This is a genomic window from Rhodococcus sp. T2V (assembly GCF_029269925.1).
Taxonomy (GTDB): Bacteria; Actinomycetota; Actinomycetes; order Mycobacteriales; family Mycobacteriaceae; genus Rhodococcus_F; species Rhodococcus_F koreensis.
This window is the reverse complement of the sequence record NZ_JARJBD010000085.1, coordinates 1-18895: the sequence shown is the minus strand read 5'-3', so window position 1 is coordinate 18895 and position 18895 is coordinate 1. Positions and strand designations below refer to the sequence as shown.

16 protein-coding genes are annotated in these 18895 nt (G+C 68.1%); 14 read left to right on the top strand and 2 right to left on the bottom strand.

The window, feature by feature from the left end:
• Positions 1 to 11 precede the first annotated feature (11 nt).
• The 13 genes from fmdA to atzF all read left to right on the top strand — a co-directional run bounded on the left by fmdA (position 12) and on the right by atzF (position 16946).
• Positions 12 to 1271: a formamidase gene (gene fmdA / locus P3H15_RS41785; protein ID WP_276142655.1), complete on the top strand. Its 1260-nt coding sequence runs from the start codon at positions 12 to 14 to the stop codon at positions 1269 to 1271.
• Between the two features lie 74 nt (positions 1272 to 1345).
• Positions 1346 to 2758 (top strand): acetate metabolism transcriptional regulator RamB, encoded by a 1413-nt coding sequence (gene ramB, locus P3H15_RS41780; RefSeq protein WP_007301354.1) that lies wholly within the window; start codon positions 1346 to 1348, stop codon positions 2756 to 2758.
• Between the two features lie 207 nt (positions 2759 to 2965).
• Entirely contained in the window at positions 2966 to 4216 is a 1251-nt protein-coding gene (urtA, locus tag P3H15_RS41775) for an urea ABC transporter substrate-binding protein (protein WP_072939619.1), read from the top strand.
• A gap of 48 nt (positions 4217 to 4264) precedes the next feature.
• A complete protein-coding gene (gene urtB, locus P3H15_RS41770) occupies positions 4265 to 5149 on the top strand; it encodes an urea ABC transporter permease subunit UrtB (RefSeq protein ID WP_276142654.1) in 885 nt (294 codons plus the stop codon).
• Positions 5146 to 6264 (top strand): urea ABC transporter permease subunit UrtC, encoded by a 1119-nt coding sequence (gene urtC, locus P3H15_RS41765; RefSeq protein WP_276142653.1) that lies wholly within the window; start codon positions 5146 to 5148, stop codon positions 6262 to 6264. Before urtB ends, urtC begins: the two co-directional genes overlap by 4 nt.
• Complete coding sequence (gene urtD / locus P3H15_RS41760) at positions 6261 to 7106, top strand: urea ABC transporter ATP-binding protein UrtD (RefSeq protein ID WP_276142652.1); 846 nt, start codon at positions 6261 to 6263, stop codon at positions 7104 to 7106. Before urtC ends, urtD begins: the two co-directional genes overlap by 4 nt.
• The gene (gene urtE / locus P3H15_RS41755) at positions 7093 to 7806 is read left to right on the top strand and encodes an urea ABC transporter ATP-binding subunit UrtE (protein ID WP_276142651.1); all 714 of its coding nucleotides are present in this window, start codon (positions 7093 to 7095) and stop codon (positions 7804 to 7806) included. The genes urtD and urtE overlap by 14 nt, the downstream gene beginning before the upstream one ends.
• Positions 7806 to 8504, top strand: a complete 699-nt coding sequence (locus tag P3H15_RS41750; RefSeq protein ID WP_276142650.1) for a GntR family transcriptional regulator — start codon at positions 7806 to 7808, stop codon at positions 8502 to 8504. The genes urtE and P3H15_RS41750 overlap by 1 nt, the downstream gene beginning before the upstream one ends.
• A 99-nt stretch (positions 8505 to 8603) precedes the next feature.
• A complete protein-coding gene (locus P3H15_RS41745) occupies positions 8604 to 9470 on the top strand; it encodes an SDR family NAD(P)-dependent oxidoreductase (protein WP_276142649.1) in 867 nt (288 codons plus the stop codon).
• The gene (locus tag P3H15_RS41740; RefSeq protein ID WP_276142648.1) at positions 9467 to 10000 is read left to right on the top strand and encodes a carboxymuconolactone decarboxylase family protein; all 534 of its coding nucleotides are present in this window, start codon (positions 9467 to 9469) and stop codon (positions 9998 to 10000) included. Before P3H15_RS41745 ends, P3H15_RS41740 begins: the two co-directional genes overlap by 4 nt.
• 43 nt (positions 10001 to 10043) lie before the next feature.
• Positions 10044 to 11483 (top strand): short-chain fatty acid transporter, encoded by a 1440-nt coding sequence (locus P3H15_RS41735; RefSeq protein ID WP_276142647.1) that lies wholly within the window; start codon positions 10044 to 10046, stop codon positions 11481 to 11483.
• A gap of 70 nt (positions 11484 to 11553) precedes the next feature.
• Entirely contained in the window at positions 11554 to 15201 is a 3648-nt protein-coding gene (gene uca / locus P3H15_RS41730) for an urea carboxylase (RefSeq protein WP_276142646.1), read from the top strand.
• The gene (atzF, locus tag P3H15_RS41725; RefSeq protein WP_276142645.1) at positions 15201 to 16946 is read left to right on the top strand and encodes an allophanate hydrolase; all 1746 of its coding nucleotides are present in this window, start codon (positions 15201 to 15203) and stop codon (positions 16944 to 16946) included. Before uca ends, atzF begins: the two co-directional genes overlap by 1 nt.
• Here atzF and P3H15_RS41720 read toward each other — a convergent pair.
• The gene (locus P3H15_RS41720) at positions 16943 to 17800 is read right to left on the bottom strand and encodes an SDR family oxidoreductase (protein WP_276142644.1); all 858 of its coding nucleotides are present in this window, start codon (positions 17798 to 17800) and stop codon (positions 16943 to 16945) included. The genes atzF and P3H15_RS41720 overlap by 4 nt on opposite strands.
• A gap of 123 nt (positions 17801 to 17923) precedes the next feature.
• Between P3H15_RS41720 and P3H15_RS41715 the strand changes: the two genes are divergently transcribed.
• Positions 17924 to 18334, top strand: a complete 411-nt coding sequence (locus P3H15_RS41715; RefSeq protein WP_072948422.1) for a helix-turn-helix domain-containing protein — start codon at positions 17924 to 17926, stop codon at positions 18332 to 18334.
• Here P3H15_RS41715 and P3H15_RS41710 read toward each other — a convergent pair.
• Positions 18327 to 18776, bottom strand: a complete 450-nt coding sequence (locus P3H15_RS41710) for a DUF5709 domain-containing protein (protein WP_276142674.1) — start codon at positions 18774 to 18776, stop codon at positions 18327 to 18329. The two genes, P3H15_RS41715 and P3H15_RS41710, sit on opposite strands and share 8 nt — an antisense overlap.
• Positions 18777 to 18895: the final 119 nt, after the last annotated feature.

Below are 18895 nucleotides of genomic sequence, written 5' to 3'. Positions count from 1 at the left end.
AAGGAGCGCACATGCCCGAACTGCTGTTTCCGCTCGATTCCTCGAAGAAGTTCACCGACCAGGCGATAGTCGGCCACAACCGCTGGCACCCCGACATCCCGGCCGCGGTCACGGTGAAACCGGGCGACTCCTTCCGGGTGCACTGCCGCGAATGGTTCGACGGCGCCATCCACAACGACGACTCCGCCGACGACATCCTGAACGCACCGCTCACCACCGTGCACACCCTGTCCGGACCTTTCGCCGTGGAGGGCGCAAAGCCCGGCGACCTGCTGATCGTCGACATCCTCGATGTCGGGCCCATCCCCCAGGAGGATTCCGGCCCGCTGGCCGGCCAGGGCTGGGGCTACACGGGCATCTTCTCCCGCCACAACGGCGGCGGATTCCTCACCGAGCAGTTCCCCGACGCCTACAAGGCCGTCTGGGACTTCGCCGGCCAGACCGCCACATCGCGCCACGTCCCCCATGTCTCGTTCACCGGCATCGTGCACCCCGGGCTGATGGGCACCGCGCCGTCGGCCGCCCTCCTGTCGAAGTGGAACGCGAGGGAGGGCGCGCTCATCGCCACCGACCCGGGCCGGGTTCCTCCACTCGCCCTGCCGCCCGAACCGCAGGACGCCGTCCTCGGGTCCCTGTCGGGCGCCGACTTCGACCGCGTCGCCGGCGAGGCCGCGCGCACCGCGCCCCCGCGGGAGAACGGCGGCAACCAGGACATCAAGAACCTCACCAAGGGCAGCCGCGTCTTCTACCCGGTGTTCGTCGACGGCGCGAACCTGTCGGTCGGCGATCTGCACTTCTCCCAGGGCGACGGCGAGATCACGTTCTGCGGCGCCATCGAGATGGGCGGCTTCATCGACCTGCGCGTCGACATCATTCCCGGCGGGATGGACACGTACGGCGTGTCCGAGAACGCGATCTTCATGCCCGGCAACACGGATCCGCAGTACTCGGAGTGGCTCGCGTTCTCCGGGACGTCCGTCACCCTGGACGGGGAACAGAAGTACCTCGATTCGCACCTGTCGTATCAGCGCGCGTGCCTGCACGCGATCGACTACCTCACCACATTCGGGTACAGCCCCGAACAGGCGTATCTCCTGCTCGGCGCCGCACCGATCGAGGGCAGGCTGTCCGGGGTCGTGGACATCCCGAACTCCTGCTCGACCGTGTACCTGCCGACGGCGATGTTCGACTTCCCCGTCGCACCGTCCGCGTCGGGCCCGTTCCGGATCGACCCGGGCGTCGGCGCGCCGCACTCGGAGAACAGGGCCTGACCTCACCGACCCGCGCGAGTAAATCTTGCGAAGGTTCCGTTCGCACATCTGACCTGCACCGGTACCATTGCCGTATGTCCAAGACCTTCGTCGGCACCCGGTTGCGTCAGCTCCGAACCGAGCGTGGTCTGAGCCAGGCGGCGCTGGCGAAGACGCTGGAGATCTCGGCCAGTTACCTCAATCAGATCGAGCACGACGTCCGGCCGCTCACGGTGCCGGTGCTGCTACGGATCAGCGAGGTGTTCGGCGTCGACACCACGTTCTTCTCCTCCCAAGACGACACCCGCCTGATCGCGGAGATGCGCGAGGTCGCGCTGGACCAGGAGATGGGCATCGACGCGGACGCCCAGGAGATCGCGGAGATGGTCGCGTCGCATCCGGGCCTGGCGAAGGCGATGGTCAACATGCACCGCCGCTTCCGCAACACCACCGCCCAGCTGGCGCTCGCGACGGAGGACCGCTACAGCGACGGCAGCGGCAGCGGCTCGATCACGATGCCGCACGAGGAGGTCCGCGACTACTTCTATCAGCGGCAGAACTATCTGCACGAACTCGACACGGCGGCGGAGGAACTGACGGCGCGGATGCGGTTCCACCGCGGCGACGTCGGCGGTGAGATCGCCCGCCGGTTGCAGACCGTGCACGACGTGCAGATCGTCAAGCGCATCGACCTCGGCGAGAACGTCCTGCACCGGTACGACCCCGAGTCGCGGCTGCTGGAGATCTCACCGCACCTGTCGGGTGGGCAGCAGGTGTTCAAGTTCGCGACCGAACTGGCGTTCCTCGAATACGGCGACCTGCTCGACAAGCTGGTGGCGGAGGGCGGCTTCACGAGCGACGAGTCCGTCGCGCTCGCCCGGCTCGGGCTGGCCAACTACTTCGCCGCGGCGACGGTCCTCCCCTACGGCCAGTTCCACGACGTCGCCGAGGATTTCCGGTACGACATCGAGCGCTTGTCGGCGTTCTACTCGGTGAGCTACGAGACGATCTGCCACCGCCTCTCCACGCTGCAGCGTCCGAAGCTGCGCGGTGTCCCGTTCATGTTCGTGCGCGTCGACCGGGCCGGCAACATGTCGAAGCGGCAGTCGGCCACCGGGTTCCATTTCTCCACCAGCGGCGGCACGTGTCCGCTGTGGAACGTGTACGAGACGTTCGCCTACCCGGGAAAGATCATGAACCAGATCGCGCAGATGCCGGACGGCCGCCGGTACCTGTGGATCGCCCGCACCGTCGAACGCCGCGCCCAGCGTTACGGTCAGCCCGCCAAGATCTTCGCGATCGGGCTGGGCTGCGAGATCCGGCACGCGCACCGGCTCGTGTACGGCGACGGTCTGGACCTCGACGATTCCAACCCGGGCACCCCGATCGGCGCCGGCTGCCGGGTGTGCGAGCGGGTCAACTGCCCGCAGCGCGCGTTCCCGCCGCTCGGCAAACAACTCGACATCAGCGAGCATCAGAGTTCGGTCTCCCCGTATCTGATCCGTTAGCGCACACCGGTTCCCGGCCACGCCGGGGCACTGTGAGCGGTTGTTCACGCAACCGTAATTCGCGTCACGAACACGTCACCGGCAGACATTCGGACGCAACAACGGCCGCTTAATGTTCGCCCCACGAATACACCTCTGTATACGTGGGGCGGATACATGTCCCGGGTTGCGGAGGTCCACCAAGTCCTCCGACGGAAAGGCCCGTACATGCGCACCTTCTCCAAGCGCGCCCTCGCTGCACCGACCGCGCTCGCCGCCATCGGGCTCGTGCTGACCGGTTGCGGCAGCAAGGCGTCCGACACGGCCGGCGAGTCCACCGCGGCGTCCTGTGTGGACACGTCCGGGGACACGATCAAGGTCGGGTCTCTGAACTCGCTGTCCGGCACCATGGCCATCAGTGAGGTGACCGTCCGGGACTCGATCGCACTCGCGGTCGACGAGATCAACAACTCGGGCGGCGTGCTCGGCAAGAAGATCCAGATCGTGGCCGAGGACGGCGCCTCGGAGCCCACCGTGTTCGCGGAGAAGGCCGAGAAGCTCATCAGCAGCGACTGCGTCGCAGCCGTGTTCGGCGGCTGGACGTCGTCGAGCCGCAAGGCGATGCTGCCGGTGTTCGAGGACAACAACTCGCTGCTCTACTACCCCGTGCAGTACGAGGGGCTCGAGGACTCGAAGAACATCTTCTACACCGGCGCCACCACCAACCAGCAGATCGTTCCCGCTCTCGACTACCTGAAGGAGAAGGGCGTCAAGTCGCTGTACCTGGTGGGCAGCGACTACGTGTTCCCGCAAACGGCCAACCGCATCATCAAGGCGTACGCGGAGGCCAACGGCATCGAGATCAAGGGCGAGGACTACACGCCGCTCGGCTCCACCGACTTCTCGACCATCGTCAACAAGGTCCGCTCCGCCGACGCGGACGCCGTGTTCAACACCCTGAACGGCGATTCCAACGTCGCGTTCTTCCGCGAGTACGCGAACGTCGGCCTGAAGCCCGCCGACATGCCCGTCGTGTCGGTGTCGATCGCCGAGGAGGAGGTCGGTGGCATCGGCGTCCAGAACATCGAAGGTCAGCTGACCGCATGGAACTACTACCAGACCATCGACACGCCGGAGAACAAGAAGTTCGTCGACGCGTACAAGGCCCGGTACGGCGCGAACAAGCCGACGTCCGACCCGATGGAAGCCGCGTACACGTCCGTGTACCTGTGGAAGAACACCGTCGAGAAGGCGAACTCGTTCGCCACCAAAGACATCCAGGACAACGCGGACGGCGTCACGTTCGCCGCACCGGAGGGTCTGGTCACCATCGACGGGTCCAATCACCACATCACCAAGACCGCGCGGATCGGTGAGATCCGGGGCGACGGACTGATCTACACGGTCTGGGATTCGGGCACCCCGATTCAGCCGGACCCGTACCTGAAGTCCTACCCGTGGGCCGAGTCGCTGGGGTAGCTGAAACACGGTCCGACGAGCACGAGGGAAGAGAGAGGACATACATCGATGGATGTAGTGATCGGACAGCTGTTCACCGGGTTGAGTATCGGATCGATCCTGTTGCTCGCGGCGCTGGGGCTGTCGTTGACGTTCGGCCAGATGGGCGTCATCAACATGGCGCACGGCGAATTCATCATGGCCGGCTCGTACACGGCCTACGTGGTGCAGCAGGTGATTTCGAGCGCGACCGGTTCGCTGTTCATCTCTCTGCTCGTCGGCTTCGTGGTCGGCGGCGCGATGGGCGTGCTGCTCGAGGTGACCCTCGTGAAGCGGATGTACCACCGGCCGCTGGACACGCTGCTGGTGACGTTCGGTGTGGGACTGATCCTGCAGCAACTGGCCCGCGACGTCTTCGGGGCGCCCGCCGTCAACGTCGCCGCACCGGGCTGGCTGTCCGGCGGGGTGGAGATCCTGGGCGCGGTGGTCCCGAAGACGCGGCTGTTCATCCTGGTGCTCGCCGTCGTGGCCGTCGTCGCGCTGTCGCTGGCGATGCAGAAGTCGTCGATGGGACGCCGCATCCGCGCCGTTGTACAGAACCGCGACCTCGCGGAGACGAGCGGGATCTCCAGTCGCCGAACCGATGTGACGACGTTCTTCATCGGCTCCGGGCTGGCGGGTGTCGCGGGTGTGGCGCTGACCCTGATCGGCTCGACGAGCCCGACCATCGGCCAGAGTTACCTCATCGACGCGTTCCTGGTGGTCGTGGTCGGTGGCCTGGGGCAGATGAGGGGTGCGGTGATCGCCGCGTTCGCGCTCGGCATCCTCAATTCGTTCGTCGAGTACTCGACCACGGCGTCGATCGCCAAGGTCATCGTGTTCGTGGTCATCGTGGTGTTCCTCCAGGTTCGGCCGCAGGGCCTGTTCGCCGTCAAGACGAGGAGTCTCGTATGAGCATCCTGACGAGTGGCCGCTACCGCGCGTGGGCGGGGTTCGCGCTGGCCGCGCTGCTTCTGTTCGTTCTCGCCCCCGCGGTCCTCAGCGACTTCCGGCTGAGTCTGCTCGGCAAGTTCCTGTGCTTCGCGATCGTCGCGGTCGGGATCGGCCTCGCCTGGGGCCGCGGCGGCATGCTCACGCTCGGCCAGGGTGTGTTCTTCGGACTGGGCGCGTACATGATGGCGATGCATCTGAAGATCGCCGACGCCGAACTCCGCGGCGACACCGTGCCCGACTTCATGCAGATCGCGGGCATCCGGGAACTGCCGGGCTACTGGGTGCCGTTCACGTCGCCGATCGTGACGATCCTGGGAATCCTCCTGATCCCCGCGTCGGTGGCGTTCGTCCTCGGCCTCGGCGTGTTCAAGCGCCGCGTCAAGGGCGCGTATTTCGCGATTCTCAGCCAGGCACTGGCCGCCGCGTTCGCCATTCTGCTGGTGGGTCAGCAGAGCACCGGAGGGAGCAACGGTCTCAACCGGTTTCGCACGTTCTTCGGTTTCAACCTGAACGATCCGGCCAACAAGCAGATGCTGTTCTTCATCGCCGCCGGCGTGCTGCTGGCCGTCGTCGCCGTCACCCGGCAGCTGATGAACAGCCGGTACGGCGAACTGCTCGTCGCCGTTCGGGATCAGGAGGAGCGGGTGCGTTTCCTCGGGTACGACCCGGCGAACATCAAACTCGTCGCCTACGTGACGGCAGCGTTCTTCGCAGGCCTCGCCGGTGCGCTGTTCGTGCCGATCGTCGGCATCATCTCCCCCGCCGACGTCGGGATCGTCCCGTCGATCGCGTTCCTGATCGGGGTGGCCATCGGCGGACGTTCCACACTCCTCGGCCCGGTCCTCGGCGCGATCGGTGTGGCGTGGGCGCAGAGCGCCTTCTCGGAGTCGTTCCCGTCCGGCTGGATCTACGCGCAGGGTCTGCTGTTCATCGTGGTAGTCGGATTCTTCCCGGCCGGTGTCGCGGGACTGTTCGCGCTGCTGAAGCGCAAGCAGAAGGCCGCGTCCGAACAGCAGCCACCGCCCGGTCCGGAGGACGAGACGGAGACGGCGGAACGAATGGAGATGGCGCGATGACGATTCCCACCACAACCAAGGAGCCGGTGCTCGGCGGCAACGCCGGAATGTCCAGTGAGTACCTCGAGGTCCGGGACCTGCGGGTCAGCTTCGATGGCTTCAAGGCCGTCGACGGCGTCGACCTCACCCTGATGCAGGGCGATCTGCGGTTCCTGATCGGTCCCAACGGCGCGGGCAAGACCACGCTGGTCGACGCCATCACCGGGCTCGTCCCCGCGACGGGATCGGTCACGAAATCCGGCGTCGAGTTGATCGGCAAGAAGGTGCACCGCATCGCCCGGCTCGGCGTGGGCCGCACGTTCCAGACGGCGAGTGTGTTCGAGGAACTGTCGGTGCTCCAGAACCTCGACATCGCCGCGGGCGCGGGCCGCTCCGCGCTCACGCTGCTGCGCCGCCGCAAGACGGCGCTCCCCGCGATCGAGGAGGCGCTCGACGTCACGGGTCTCGGCAAACTCCGCGACACCCCGGCCGGAATCCTCGCGCACGGGCAGAAGCAGTGGCTCGAGATCGGCATGCTCCTGGTGCAGAACTGTTCGGTCCTGCTGCTCGACGAGCCGGTGGCGGGCATGAGCCACGAGGAACGCGAGGAGACGGGAAACCTGCTGCGCCGCATCGGCGGTGAACGGACCGTCGTGGTGGTCGAGCACGACATGGACTTCATGCGCGCGTTCGCGACCTCGGTGACGGTGTTGCACGCCGGGAAGGTGCTGAGCGAGGGAACGGTCGAGCAGGTGCAGGCCGATCCACGGGTGCAGGAGGTGTACCTCGGGACCGCCGCGGCGGGCGCCGCCCCCGAGTTGCAGCCCGACGTTTCGAAGGAGGACAGCGATGCTCGAGCTTGACGACGTCCGGGCCGGGTACGGCCGAACCGAGGTGATCCACGGAGTGTCGCTGACGGTCCCGTCGGACGGGGTCGCCGCGGTGATGGGACACAACGGCGCGGGCAAGACCACGCTTCTCCGGGCCGCGGTCGGATTGATCACGGTGAATTCCGGGCGGGTGCTGTTCGACGGCGAGGACGTCACGACGCTGCGGCCCAGCGCCCGGGTCGCGCGCGGCCTCGCGTACGTGCCGCAGGGCCAGCAGTCCTTCGGTCAGCTGACGACCGCGGAGAACCTGCAGGTGGTGGCGGACGGCCGCAGGCGCGGCAAGGAACTCGTCGGCGAAGCGCTGGACCTGTTCCCGGCGCTGCGCGGCCTGCTCGACCGGCGCGCCGGTCTCCTCTCCGGGGGCCAGCGTCAGCAACTCGCCATCGCGCGGGCACTGATCACGGAGCCGAAGATGCTGATCCTCGACGAACCGACGGAGGGCATCCAGCCGTCCGTCGTGACGGAGATCGAACGCACGATCATGGAACTCACCCGACGCGGCGGCCTCGGAGTTCTGTTGGTGGAACAGCACATCGGGTTCGCCCTCGAATCCGCCGAGCGCTACTACATCCTCGAGTCCGGGCGGGTCACGTCGTCCGGCGACGGCGGCGCCGCACCCGATTCCGACGTCCCGACCGCGGTCTCCGACGTCCGCGCAGCGATGGCCATCTGATGGCACGCCGAGCGCCGGACGGCTCCCTCAGCGATCACGTGTACCTGTCGCTGCGCACCGACCTGATGAGCGGGCGGATCCCGCCGGGACAGCGGCTCGGCGAGGAACGTCTCGCCGACACCTACGGGGTGTCGCGGACACCGGTGCGGGAGGCGCTCGCGCGGCTCCTCGCCGACGGACTGGTCCAGCGCGACGTGGGCGGGCTGTTTCCGTACCGCCCCCGCATCGACGAACTGGCCGGGCTGTACGAACTGCGCATCACCCTCGAGCTTCAGGGCATCGCCCGGGTCCGTGCCGACGAGTCGCTGTCGCACGACCCGGACGTTCTGGGACCGGAACTCGAGCGGTGGTACGCGCTGCGGAAGGAGAACCCCGAGCCGGATGCCGGATTCGTCGCGCTCGACGAGCAGTTCCACACGGTGCTACTGCGGTCGGCCGGAAACCGGGCGCTGTCCGATGCGCTCGTCAGCGTGAACGCGAAGGTTCGGCCGGTCCGGATGTTCGACTACCTGACCCCCGACCGCATGCGCGCGACCGTCGACGAGCACATCGCGGTGGCCGAGTTCGCACTCGACGGCAAGCTCGATACCGCGTACGACACGCTCCTCGCGCACATCAGCGAGTCGCGGGAAGTGGTGATCGAGCGCGCGGAGCAGGCACTTTCCCTCGCACGGATGGCCTGGGCGATCCGCGATTGAGACAGTTGTCCAACTCGGTGGGACATTTTTCCCACCAATGCACCGAGCGGGTGCTAGCGTCTTGCTACCGCTCGGTAACACAGGTTGGGAACTCGCTGCATGTCACGCACTCTCGAAGAGAATCTGGTCGGACGCCGCGTCCTGATCACCGGCGCGGCCCGGGGAATCGGCGCCGGACTCGCCAGACGACTTCACGAGCGGGGCGCCCGCGTCGGGCTGCTCGGCCTCGAACCCGAACTCCTCGAACAGACTGCCACCACCTGCGGCCGGGCGCCGTGGCGCCGGTGCGACATCCGCGACCGGCGTGCCGTCGAGGACTCGTTCGACTACCTCACCGACCGGCTCGGCGGCCTCGACGTCGTCGTCGCGAACGCCGGTGTGACACCCCCGGCGCACATCGTCGCGGGTGATCCGGAAGTGATGCGCTACGCCATCGAGGTCAACGTGCTGGGGACCTACCACACGCTGCGGGCCGCGGGGCCGCACATCGGGCATCGCAACGGGTACGCACTGGTCGTCGCATCGTCGGCGGCATTCGACCCGCTGCGTGGCGTTCACAGCGCGACGAGAGGCGGCGCCGAGGAACTCGGCGAGGCGCTGCGGGAGGAGTTGAAGCCGCTGGGGACCCGGGTCGGCATCGCCCGGCTCGGCGAGGTCGACTCCGATCGCACCCTGATCGGCTTCGACGGCGTCGCGGTCCCCGCACCCCGCGGCAGCGCACTCGCCCGGACGTCCTCGATCACGATGGCGGTCGACACGCTCGAACGGGGAATCGCGGGACGGAAGAACCGGATTTCCGCGCCGTCCCGTGTACCCGGGACGGATTCTGTGCGTATGCTCGCACTCCGGGCCCTCCCACTTCGGGGCCTCGCATCTCGGGCGACCGAGATGTCCCGGTCGATCGAACGACGCACGCACGCAACCGTTCCTGCCAGGGGGCGAGTAGAAGGAGAGGGGGCGGCGTGACCGCACGCATTCCACCGGGACGTCTGAAGGAACTCGGCCCGGTCAACTGGGTGCTGTGGCGCATCATCTCCCGCGTCGCCGGCGTCCCGGACGCGCATCTGTTCAGCACAGTGGGCCACACGGGGGGTCTCTTCCGCGCGTGGCTGCACTACTCCGGCAAGCTGATGCCCGGCGGGAAGATCTCCCGCCACGAGACCGAACTGATCATCCTGCGGGTGGCGCACCTGCGGAAGTGCGGCTACGAGATGGACCACCACGTGCGTCTCGGACGCCGGGCCGGCGTCACCCCGTCGCTGCTCGAACAGGTGCTGGAAGGTCCCGACGCGGAAGGCTGGGACGCGCGCCGCCGCGCCATCCTCACCGCCGTCGACCAACTCGTCACCACCGACAATCTGGACGACGCCACGTGGTCCGCGCTCGGCGCGTACTTCGACGATCGCCGGCTGATCGAGTTCTGTTTTCTGGTGACCCAGTACGACGCCCTGGCCACCACCATCGGGACGCTGCGGATCGAACGCGACTACTCGTAGGCTCCCGCATCGCGCAGAGAACGCAGAGAAGAGGAACGGCTGCATGACCTCCGCCACCGAAGGCGTCCGTTCCGAGAAGGGTCTGGCGCGGGTCGCGCAGTCGCTGGCCGGGTGGACGGAGAAGTGGTTTCCGGACGCCTACGTGTTCGCCCTCGTCGGTGTCTTCGTCGTCGCGGTGGTAGCACTGGCCAACGGTTCGTCTCCGCAGGAAGTGGTGGACGCGTTCGGCGACGGGTTCTGGGATCTGACCGCGTTCACCCTGCAGATGGCGATGGTGGTGCTGACCGGGTACGTCGTCGCGACGTCCCCACCGGTGGCCCGGCTGATCGACCGTCTGGCGACGGTACCCGGGACTGCACGCAGCGCAGTCAGTTTCGTGGCCTTCCTGTCCATGTCGGTCTCGTTCCTGAACTGGGGGCTCAGCCTGGTGTTCGGCGGGCTGCTGGCCCGGGCGATCGCGCGCCGAACCGATCTGCGGGTGGACTACCGCGCTCTGGGCGCGGCGGCCTTCATGGGCCTCGGCGCGGTGTGGGCGCTCGGGATGTCGTCCTCCGCCGCCCAACTCCAGGCCACCGCCGCCTCGCTGCCCCCGGCGCTGCTGACGATCACCGGCGTCCTCGACTTCGGGACCACGATCTTCACGTGGCAGTCGCTGCTGATGTGCGTGATCATCATCGCCCTGACCGTGGTGATCGCCCACTTCTCGGCGCCGAGGGGCGCCGCCATTACCACCGCCCAGGACCTGGAGGTCGACCTCGACGACCGGCCGAAGGACGTCCCGCCTCGATCGCGACCGGGAGAATGGCTCGAGTACAGCCGGATCCTGCCGGTGCTGGCCGGTCTGATGACGTTGGGATGGCTCGTCTCCCAGCTGGCGACCACACCCCTGCTCACCGTTGTCAGCAGCCTCAACGGCTATCTGCTGGTCTTCCTCATGCTGGGGCTGGTGCTGCACGGGACGCCGCGTAAATTCCTGCAGGCCGTCGCCCTGGCCGTCCCGGCCACGGCGGGCATCCTGGTCCAGTTTCCGCTGTATGCCGCGATGGCCGCGATCCTCACCAAGGCCGAGGGCAGAAACGGCCTCACCATCTCGGAACATCTCGCCGAGTTCTTCACGAACATCGGCAGCGGCGGAGCGTTCACCGTCGTCATCGCCCTCTACACCGTCGTGCTGGGCTTGTTCGTGCCGTCCGGCGGCGGAAAGTGGCTGGTCGAGGCGCCGTACGTCATGCAGTCGGCCACCGACGTCGGGATGAACCTGGGCTGGACGGTCCAGGTGTACAACGTCGCCGAGGCGCTGCCGAACCTGATCAACCCGTTCTTCATGCTGCCGCTGCTCGCGGTGCTGGGGCTCAGGGCGCGCGATCTGGTGGGATTCACTTTCCTGCAGTTCATGTTCCACCTGCCGGTGGTCCTGCTGCTGGTGTGGCTGCTCGGCACGACGTTCGACTTCGTCCCCCCGGTGCAGCCCTCGACACCGTGAGAGGTGTTACTAACCCACGCTTTACTTCGAGAAATCTCGGTGAAACACCCCGTCCTTAGCGTATACAACCATGTCCACAGGGATGAATACGCCGCCGATCGAGTACTCCTTCGACACCCTGCTCGTCGCGAACCGAGGCGAAATCGCCTGCCGCATCATGCGAACCGCGCATCTTCTCGGACTGAAGACGGTCGCGGTGTATTCCGACGCCGATTCCGCGGCCGCGCACGTCGAGATGGCCGACGCCGCCGTCCGGCTGGGGCCGGCTCCCGCCCACGAGTCGTATCTGCGGGCCGACGCCGTCGTGGAGGCCGCACTCGCCACGGGCGCGGGCGCGATTCATCCCGGGTACGGGTTCCTGTCGGAGAACGACAGTTTCGCCGCGGCCGCGGAATCCGCGGGCATCGCGTTCGTCGGTCCCACTCCCGAACAGTTGCGCACGTTCGGGAACAAGCACACGGCACGCGAGGCCGCTCGCGCCGTCGGCGTCCCGCTCGTCGCGGGCAGCGGGCTCCTCGACTCCGCGGACGCCGCCCTGTCCGCGGCCTCCGACATCGGTTATCCGGTGATGATCAAAGCGGTCGGCGGCGGTGGCGGCATCGGAATGCAGGCGTGCTTCGACGCCGCGGAACTCCGCGAAGCCTACGACCGCGTCCAGCGACTCGCCCAGGCCAACTTCTCCTCGTCGGGGGTGTTCCTGGAACGCTTCGTGGCCCGCGCCCGGCACATCGAGGTGCAGGTGTTCGGCGACGGCCGTGGCCGCACGCTCAGCCTCGGCACCCGCGACTGCTCGCTGCAGCGCCGCAACCAGAAGGTGGTCGAGGAGGCGCCGGCGCCCGGACTCTCCGACGAGGTGGTGGAGCAACTGCTGACCACGTCCCGCGGTCTCGCGTCCTCGGTGAACTACCGGTCGGCCGGAACCGTGGAGTTCGTCTACGACGTGGACCGCGGCGAGGCGTCGTTCCTCGAGATGAACACCCGACTGCAGGTGGAGCACCCGGTGACCGAGGAGGTCACCGGGGTGGATCTCGTCGAGTGGATGCTGAGGCTCGCCCGCGGCGACGGTTCCATGCTGGACGGGCTGCCCGACTCCGGACCCGAGATCAGGGGAACCGCCGTCGAGGCCCGCATCTACGCCGAGGACCCCGGCCACGACTACCGACCCAGCGCCGGACGCCTCACGGGTGTGGAGTTCCCGGCGCACACGCGGGTGGAGACGTGGGTCGACACGGGCACCGAGGTGAGCGCCTTCTACGACCCGATGCTGGCAAAGGTGATCACCCGCGGGCACCGGCGCACGGCGGCGTTCGCCGCCCTCGCGGAGGCGCTCGCCGACACCCACATCTACGGGATCCAGACCAACCTGCCCCAGCTGCGGCGGATCTGCGTCGCCGACACCGTCCTGGACGCCGAGCACACCACGCAGTCGCTGGCCGATCTGCGGCCCACCGGCCGTCGCGTCGACATTCTCCGTGCGGGAACGATGACGACGGTGCAGGACCACCCCGGCCGAATCGGGCTGTGGGAAGTCGGAATTCCCCCGTCCGGGCCGATGGACGACCTGTCGTTCCAGCTGGTCAACGCGGCTGTCGGCAATCCGGCCGGCGCACCGGGGCTCGAATGCACCCTGCAGGGGCCGCGCCTGGTGTTCTCGGACGCCACCGTGATCTGTGTGGGCGGCGCCGATGCCCCGGTCACCCTCGACGGCGAGCCGATCCCGCTGTGGCACCCGGTGGAAGCGCCTGCCGGGTCCGTACTCGACGTCGGCACTCCGGCGGACACGGGTCTGCGCACGTACGTCGCGTTCCGGGGCGGGATCGACGCCCCGCTCTATCACGGCAGCGCAGCCACGTTCACGCTCGGCGGGTTCGGCGGCATCACGGGCAAGGCCGTCGCCACGGGCGACGTGCTGGGCCTGTTCGACGACTCGCTGTTCGAGAACACGACGGGTCTCGGCGCGCCGCATCCCGTCCCGGAGGACTCGCGCCCGGAGTTCACGCACGTGTGGCATCTCGCCGTCACCGAGGGACCGCAGCCGGCGCCCGCCTACTTCACCGATTCGGACATGGCGCAGTTCTACGACACCACCTGGAAGGTCCAGACCCACGCGAACCGGACCGGACTCCGGCTCGACGGCCCCAAACCGGTGTGGTCGAGAACCGACGGCGGCGACGCCGGACTGCACCCGTCGAACCTGCACGACAACCCGTACAGCGTCGGAGCCCTCAACGTCTCCGGCGACACTCCGATTCTGCTCGGACCCGACGGGCCGAGCCTCGGCGGTTTCGCGTGCCCGCTCACCGTCGCCAAGGCCCACCGGTGGAAGCTCGGGCAGATCCGGCCCGGCGACAGCGTGCGGTTCGTCGCGGTCTCCGACGACGGTGCGCACTCGCTGCGTTCTTCGGATTCTTCTCGCAGACTCGATGTTCCGCCCCCGGCGACCCGGTCTGCGCACAGCGACGGCGGGGTGCTGCAGCGCATCGCGCCGATACTGGACCGACCGGAGGTCGCGTACCTGCGCGCCGGCGACGACAACATCCTCGTCGAATACGGGGACCGGGAACTGGATCTCGGACTCCGCATGCGCGTCCACGCCCTGTCGGAGGCGCTGGTCCGGCGCCGCGTCCCGGGCGTCATCGACATCACGCCGGGTGTCCGGTCGCTGCACCTGCACTTCGACCCCGACCGCCTCCCCGCCGGGAGTCTGCTGGACATCCTCCAGGACATCGAGGAGCTGCTGCCGGCGACGCACGATCTGGTGGTGCCGAGTCGCACGGTCCGGTTGCCGCTGTCGTTCGACGACCCCTCCATCACGGAGGCCATCGACCGCTACCGGAGCGGGGTCCGCGACGAGGCGCCGTGGCTGCCGTCGAACACCGAATTCATCCGGCGGATCAACGGATTGGACAGCGTCGACGACGTCCGGGACGCCGTGTTCGACGCCGAATACCTGGTGCTGGGGCTCGGCGACGTCTATCTCGGTGCGCCGCTGGCCGTGCCCCTCGACCCGCGGCACCGCCTGGTCACCACCAAGTACAACCCGGCCCGCACGTGGACCCCGTCCGACGCCGTCGGCATCGGCGGCAAGTACCTCTGCGTTTACGGCATGGAGTCGCCGGGTGGCTACCAGTTGATCGGCCGCACCGTCCCGATCTGGTCGGGTTACCGGCAGCACCGCCCGTTCGACGAGGGCAAACCCTGGATGTTCCGGTTCTTCGACCGCATCGTGTGGGAACCCGTCACCCCGGAGCAGTTGCTCGAGTACCGCGCGCAGGCGGTGGCCGGGCGGTTCGACGCGGAGATCTCCGACGGCACGTTCGCGTTCGCCGACCATCTGAAGTTCCTGCAGGACAACGCCGAATCCATCGCCGAGTTCGACGCCCGGCAGTCCGCGGCGTTCGAGACCGAGAAGTCGGCGTGGCGTGCGTCGGGCGAATTCGACCGTGTCGAACAGGCCCCCGCACCCGAGCCGTCCGCGCGCGGTGACCTCCCGCCGGGCGCCGTCGTCGAGGCGCCGATGGTCGGCAGCGTGTGGCGCGTCGAGGTCGAGGCCGGACAGCGCGTGGAAGCGGGCCAGAACGCCGTGGTGCTCGAGGCGATGAAACTCGAGATGCCGGTCGCGTTCACCTCGCCGGGCACCGTCCTCGAAGTCCTCGTGTCACCGGGCGCGATCGTCGAACCGGGCACCCCTCTCGTCGTGATTGGAGCAGAAAACTGATGACTGTCGATGCCGTGAACCGCGGACAGGCCGCCCTGTCCCCCACCGCCCGGGTCGAGGACGCCTTCCGGCGGATCGCCGAGGTGGACCGCCCGGAGGTGTGGATCACCCTCCGGCCCGCCGCGGACGTCCACGCCGATGCCGTGACCGTGCAGGCCCGTCTCGACGCCGGCGAGCACCTGCCCCTGGCCGGGAAGGTCGTGGCGGTCAAGGACAACATCGACGTCGCCGGACTCCCGACGTCGGCCGCGTGCCCCGAGTTCGCCTATCTCCCGGATGTCACCGCGAGTGCCGTGCGCCGCCTGGTCGACCAGGGCGCCGTCGTACTCGGGAAGACGAACCTCGACCAGTTCGCGACCGGACTGGTCGGGACACGCAGTCCGTACGGCGCCGTCCGGTGCTCGTGGGACCCCGAACGTGTGTCGGGCGGATCCAGCTCGGGTTCGGCGGTGGCCGTCGCCCTCGGCATAGCCGACATCGGAATCGGCACCGACACAGCGGGATCCGGCCGGGTCCCGGCGGCGTTCAACGGCCTCGTCGGGATCAAGGCGACACTCGGCGTCATCCCCGCCGACGGCGTCGTTCCGGCGTGCGTCGACTACGACTGCGTCACCGTCTTCGCCACCGAACTCGACACGGCGGTGACTGCCGCCCGCATCATGTCGGGCCCCGCGACCGCGGACCCGCGCAGCCGTGCGTGGCCGTCCGACGTCCGGCTCGCCGCGCCCGCGCACGCACGCGTCGCGATTCCCACGGAAGCAAACCTCGCCCTGCTGACGCCGGAGTACCGCGCGGCGTTCGCCGACACGGTCGCGTCGTTGACGGACCGCGGGTTCGCCGTCGAGGCGGTCGACATCTCCCCGCTGCTCGATGCCGCCCGACTGCTGTACGACGGCGCCGTCGTCGCCGAGCGGTACACCGCCGTCGGGCAATTCCTCGACACGGCGCCTGCGGGCGCCGATCCGGTGGTCACCGCCATCGTCGAGTCGGCGCGCAAGCCCGCGGGCCACGAGTTCGCCGCCGACCTCGACACGCTGACCCGCGTCAAGGCGCAGACGCGGGATCTGCTGGCCGGTTTCGACGGACTCCTGCTGCCCACCACCACCGAACACCCGACCATCGCTGCCGTGCAAGCGGATCCGATCGGCATCAACCGGCGGATGGGCACCTACACGAACTTCTGCAACCTGCTCGACATGGCGGCGGTCGCCGTCCCGGGCGCCCCGACCGCCGCCGGCGAACCGTTCGGGGTCATGTTCGTGGTGCCTGCGTTCGCCGATCAGGTGGCCGTCGACCTCGCCGCCCGGCTACTCGGCGCGCCCGCGCCCACCCTCGTCGAGGAGGGGGTGGAACTGGCCGTGTTCGGCGCACACCTGCGCGGGCAGCCCCTGCACTTCCAACTCGAGGACATCGGGGCCCGCTTCGTCGACACCGTCACCACCACGGACGCGTACCGGCTCACCGCGCTCGACACCACCCCACCCAAGCCCGGCCTCGTCCGCCGCGGTCCCGGCGCGGGCTCCCCGATTTCCGGGGAACTGTTCCGCGTGTCCGCCGCGGGGCTGGGCAGCTTCCTCGCGGCGCTGCCCGCGCCGATGGCCCTGACGAGCGTCGAATTGTCCGACGGCCGCGCCGTGGTGGGCTTCAGCTGCACCCACGACGCGGTCGACGGGGCCACGGACATCACCGAATTCGGCAGCTGGGTTGCTTACGCCCGTGAGTACTTGTTAACCGCGGGCGGTTAAGAAGTACTCACGGCGAGGGCGGTGGCGGCAGGGGTCGAGTTGCGGCCGATCAGCCTCTGCAGGTCGCCGCTCTCGGTGTCGAGGGCGCCGACGGCGACGCCCGCATCGGAGTCTGCGAGCATGCTCGCGATCGGTGCGGGCAGTCCGGCGCCCTCGAGCGCCGCGGCGTACTCGGCCTGCGGAAGATCCTTGTACGACACCGGCTTTCCGCTGACGGAGGAAATGACCTCCGCCAGTTCGCTGTACGTCAGGCGCTCGTCGCCGCCGAGTTCGTAGACCTTGCCCGCCTGCTCGTCGGAGAGCAGGACGGCGGCGGCCGCCTCGGCGTAGTCCTTGCGGGCGGCAGCGGCGACGACACCGGCCCCGGCACTGCCGAACAGCGCACCGGTCTCGCCCGCCGCGGGAATGCTGCCGAGGTAGTTCTCCCAGTACCAGCCGTTGCGGAGCAGCGCGAAGTCGATCCCGGACTGCGCCAGCCGATCCTCGGTGGCGCGGTGTTCCACGGCCAGACCGATCGTGCTGTTCTGCGCGTCGAGAACGCTGGTGTAGGCGACGAAGCCGACCCCGGCGGCCTTCGCGGCATCGATCACGTTGGCGTGCTGGGCAACCCGCTGCCCGACCTCACTGCCGGAGACGAGCAGCAGCTTGTCGACGCCGGCGAATGCGGTCTCGAGCGCGGCGCGATCGCTGTAGTCGGCCTGCCGGACCTCGACTCCCCTGTCCGCGAGGTCCGCGGCCTTGGCCGGGGTGCGGACCACGGCGACGATGTCGGCGGCGGGTGTCCCCTTGTCGAGCAGTGCCTCGACGACGAGCCTGCCGAGGTGTCCGGTTGCTCCCGTGACGGCGATGGTCATGACGAACTCCTAGCGCGTAGTGGTGCGAGTTGACTGTTCAAGCTCACTTTCCATCATGCACTAATTTTTCGTAAGTGCAAATACTTCAGTAAGCACTTCCTCTTCGTCGGATACACTGGACGCATGTCCGAGCCCGCTCATCCAGCACAGGAAAGCGAAGACCGCACCCTCGAAGCGGACGTCTTCGCACGCAACTGCGCGTCGCGCGAGACCCTGCAGACCGTCACCGGCCGCTGGGGTGTGCTCGCGCTCGCGGCTCTGACCGAGGGAAACTACCGATTCAGCGCACTCCGCCGACGCGTCGACGGCGTCAGCGAACGCATGCTGTCGCAGACACTGCAAGCACTCGAACGAGACGGCCTCGTGGTTCGCGACGTGCTCGAGGCCATCCCGCCGAAGGTCGAATACAGCCTCACGCCGCTCGGCGCCGAGGTCGGTTCACGCCTGATCGACCTGATCGAACTGGTCGAATCGCGCGTACCCGACGTTCTGGCAGCGCAAGAAAGGTACGACGCCGGTCGCGGCGTCAGCTGAGTTCGTCGAGGTCGGACTCTTCATCGACGATGTGGACCGCGGCCTCCTCCGCCGATGCCGCTCCCCCGTCGATTCCGATGTCGAAAGCAACGAGATCCTTCTCCGCGTCCTCCCCCACACCCTCGTCCTCGGCGAGAAGCCTGCCTGACCGCTGCCGTCCGACCTCGTTGTCATCGAGGATCTCCGCGTTCTCGTCCTCATCGAACGCCGGATCCGGTTCCTCCTCCGCGAGCCGCTGATCGAGGGTCTCGCCTTCGCGCTGTTCGGCCGCCGTCGTTCCGAACGCGTCCAGCCCGAGCGGCTTCTCCGGCGGCGAATACCCTTCGTCGAGAACGTCGTCCACACCTCGGTCGACCAACGTGTCCTCCGGCTGCAGCTGGTCTTCTTCATCCAGGCTGTACTCGCCCTCGGATCCTTCTGGCGTGCTGTCCGGCATGGTCATCTTCTCCACGATGCCATCGCTGCGGGCAGTTCGCCATCGGATCGCGGAACCGATCCGCCGAGAAACGACGAGGGCCCGCACAGAGACTGTGCGGGCCCTCGTCGGTGTTCGGGTCAGAA

What these genes read in the sequence shown, in the direction of transcription:
- fmdA (WP_276142655.1), top strand. Translation starts at nt 12, where the DNA reads ATGCCCGAACTGCTGTTTCCGCTCGATTCCTCGAAGAAGTTCACCGAC.
- ramB (WP_007301354.1), top strand. Translation starts at nt 1,346, where the DNA reads ATGTCCAAGACCTTCGTCGGCACCCGGTTGCGTCAGCTCCGAACCGAG.
- urtA (WP_072939619.1), top strand. Translation starts at nt 2,966, where the DNA reads ATGCGCACCTTCTCCAAGCGCGCCCTCGCTGCACCGACCGCGCTCGCC.
- urtB (WP_276142654.1), top strand. Translation starts at nt 4,265, where the DNA reads ATGGATGTAGTGATCGGACAGCTGTTCACCGGGTTGAGTATCGGATCG.
- urtC (WP_276142653.1), top strand. Translation starts at nt 5,146, where the DNA reads ATGAGCATCCTGACGAGTGGCCGCTACCGCGCGTGGGCGGGGTTCGCG.
- urtD (WP_276142652.1), top strand. Translation starts at nt 6,261, where the DNA reads ATGACGATTCCCACCACAACCAAGGAGCCGGTGCTCGGCGGCAACGCC.
- urtE (WP_276142651.1), top strand. Translation starts at nt 7,093, where the DNA reads ATGCTCGAGCTTGACGACGTCCGGGCCGGGTACGGCCGAACCGAGGTG.
- P3H15_RS41750 (WP_276142650.1), top strand. Translation starts at nt 7,806, where the DNA reads ATGGCACGCCGAGCGCCGGACGGCTCCCTCAGCGATCACGTGTACCTG.
- P3H15_RS41745 (WP_276142649.1), top strand. Translation starts at nt 8,604, where the DNA reads ATGTCACGCACTCTCGAAGAGAATCTGGTCGGACGCCGCGTCCTGATC.
- P3H15_RS41735 (WP_276142647.1), top strand. Translation starts at nt 10,044, where the DNA reads ATGACCTCCGCCACCGAAGGCGTCCGTTCCGAGAAGGGTCTGGCGCGG.
- uca (WP_276142646.1), top strand. Translation starts at nt 11,554, where the DNA reads ATGTCCACAGGGATGAATACGCCGCCGATCGAGTACTCCTTCGACACC.
- atzF (WP_276142645.1), top strand. Translation starts at nt 15,201, where the DNA reads ATGACTGTCGATGCCGTGAACCGCGGACAGGCCGCCCTGTCCCCCACC.
- P3H15_RS41720 (WP_276142644.1), bottom strand. Translation starts at nt 17,800, where the DNA reads ATGACCATCGCCGTCACGGGAGCAACCGGACACCTCGGCAGGCTCGTC.
- P3H15_RS41715 (WP_072948422.1), top strand. Translation starts at nt 17,924, where the DNA reads ATGTCCGAGCCCGCTCATCCAGCACAGGAAAGCGAAGACCGCACCCTC.
- P3H15_RS41710 (WP_276142674.1), bottom strand. Translation starts at nt 18,776, where the DNA reads ATGACCATGCCGGACAGCACGCCAGAAGGATCCGAGGGCGAGTACAGC.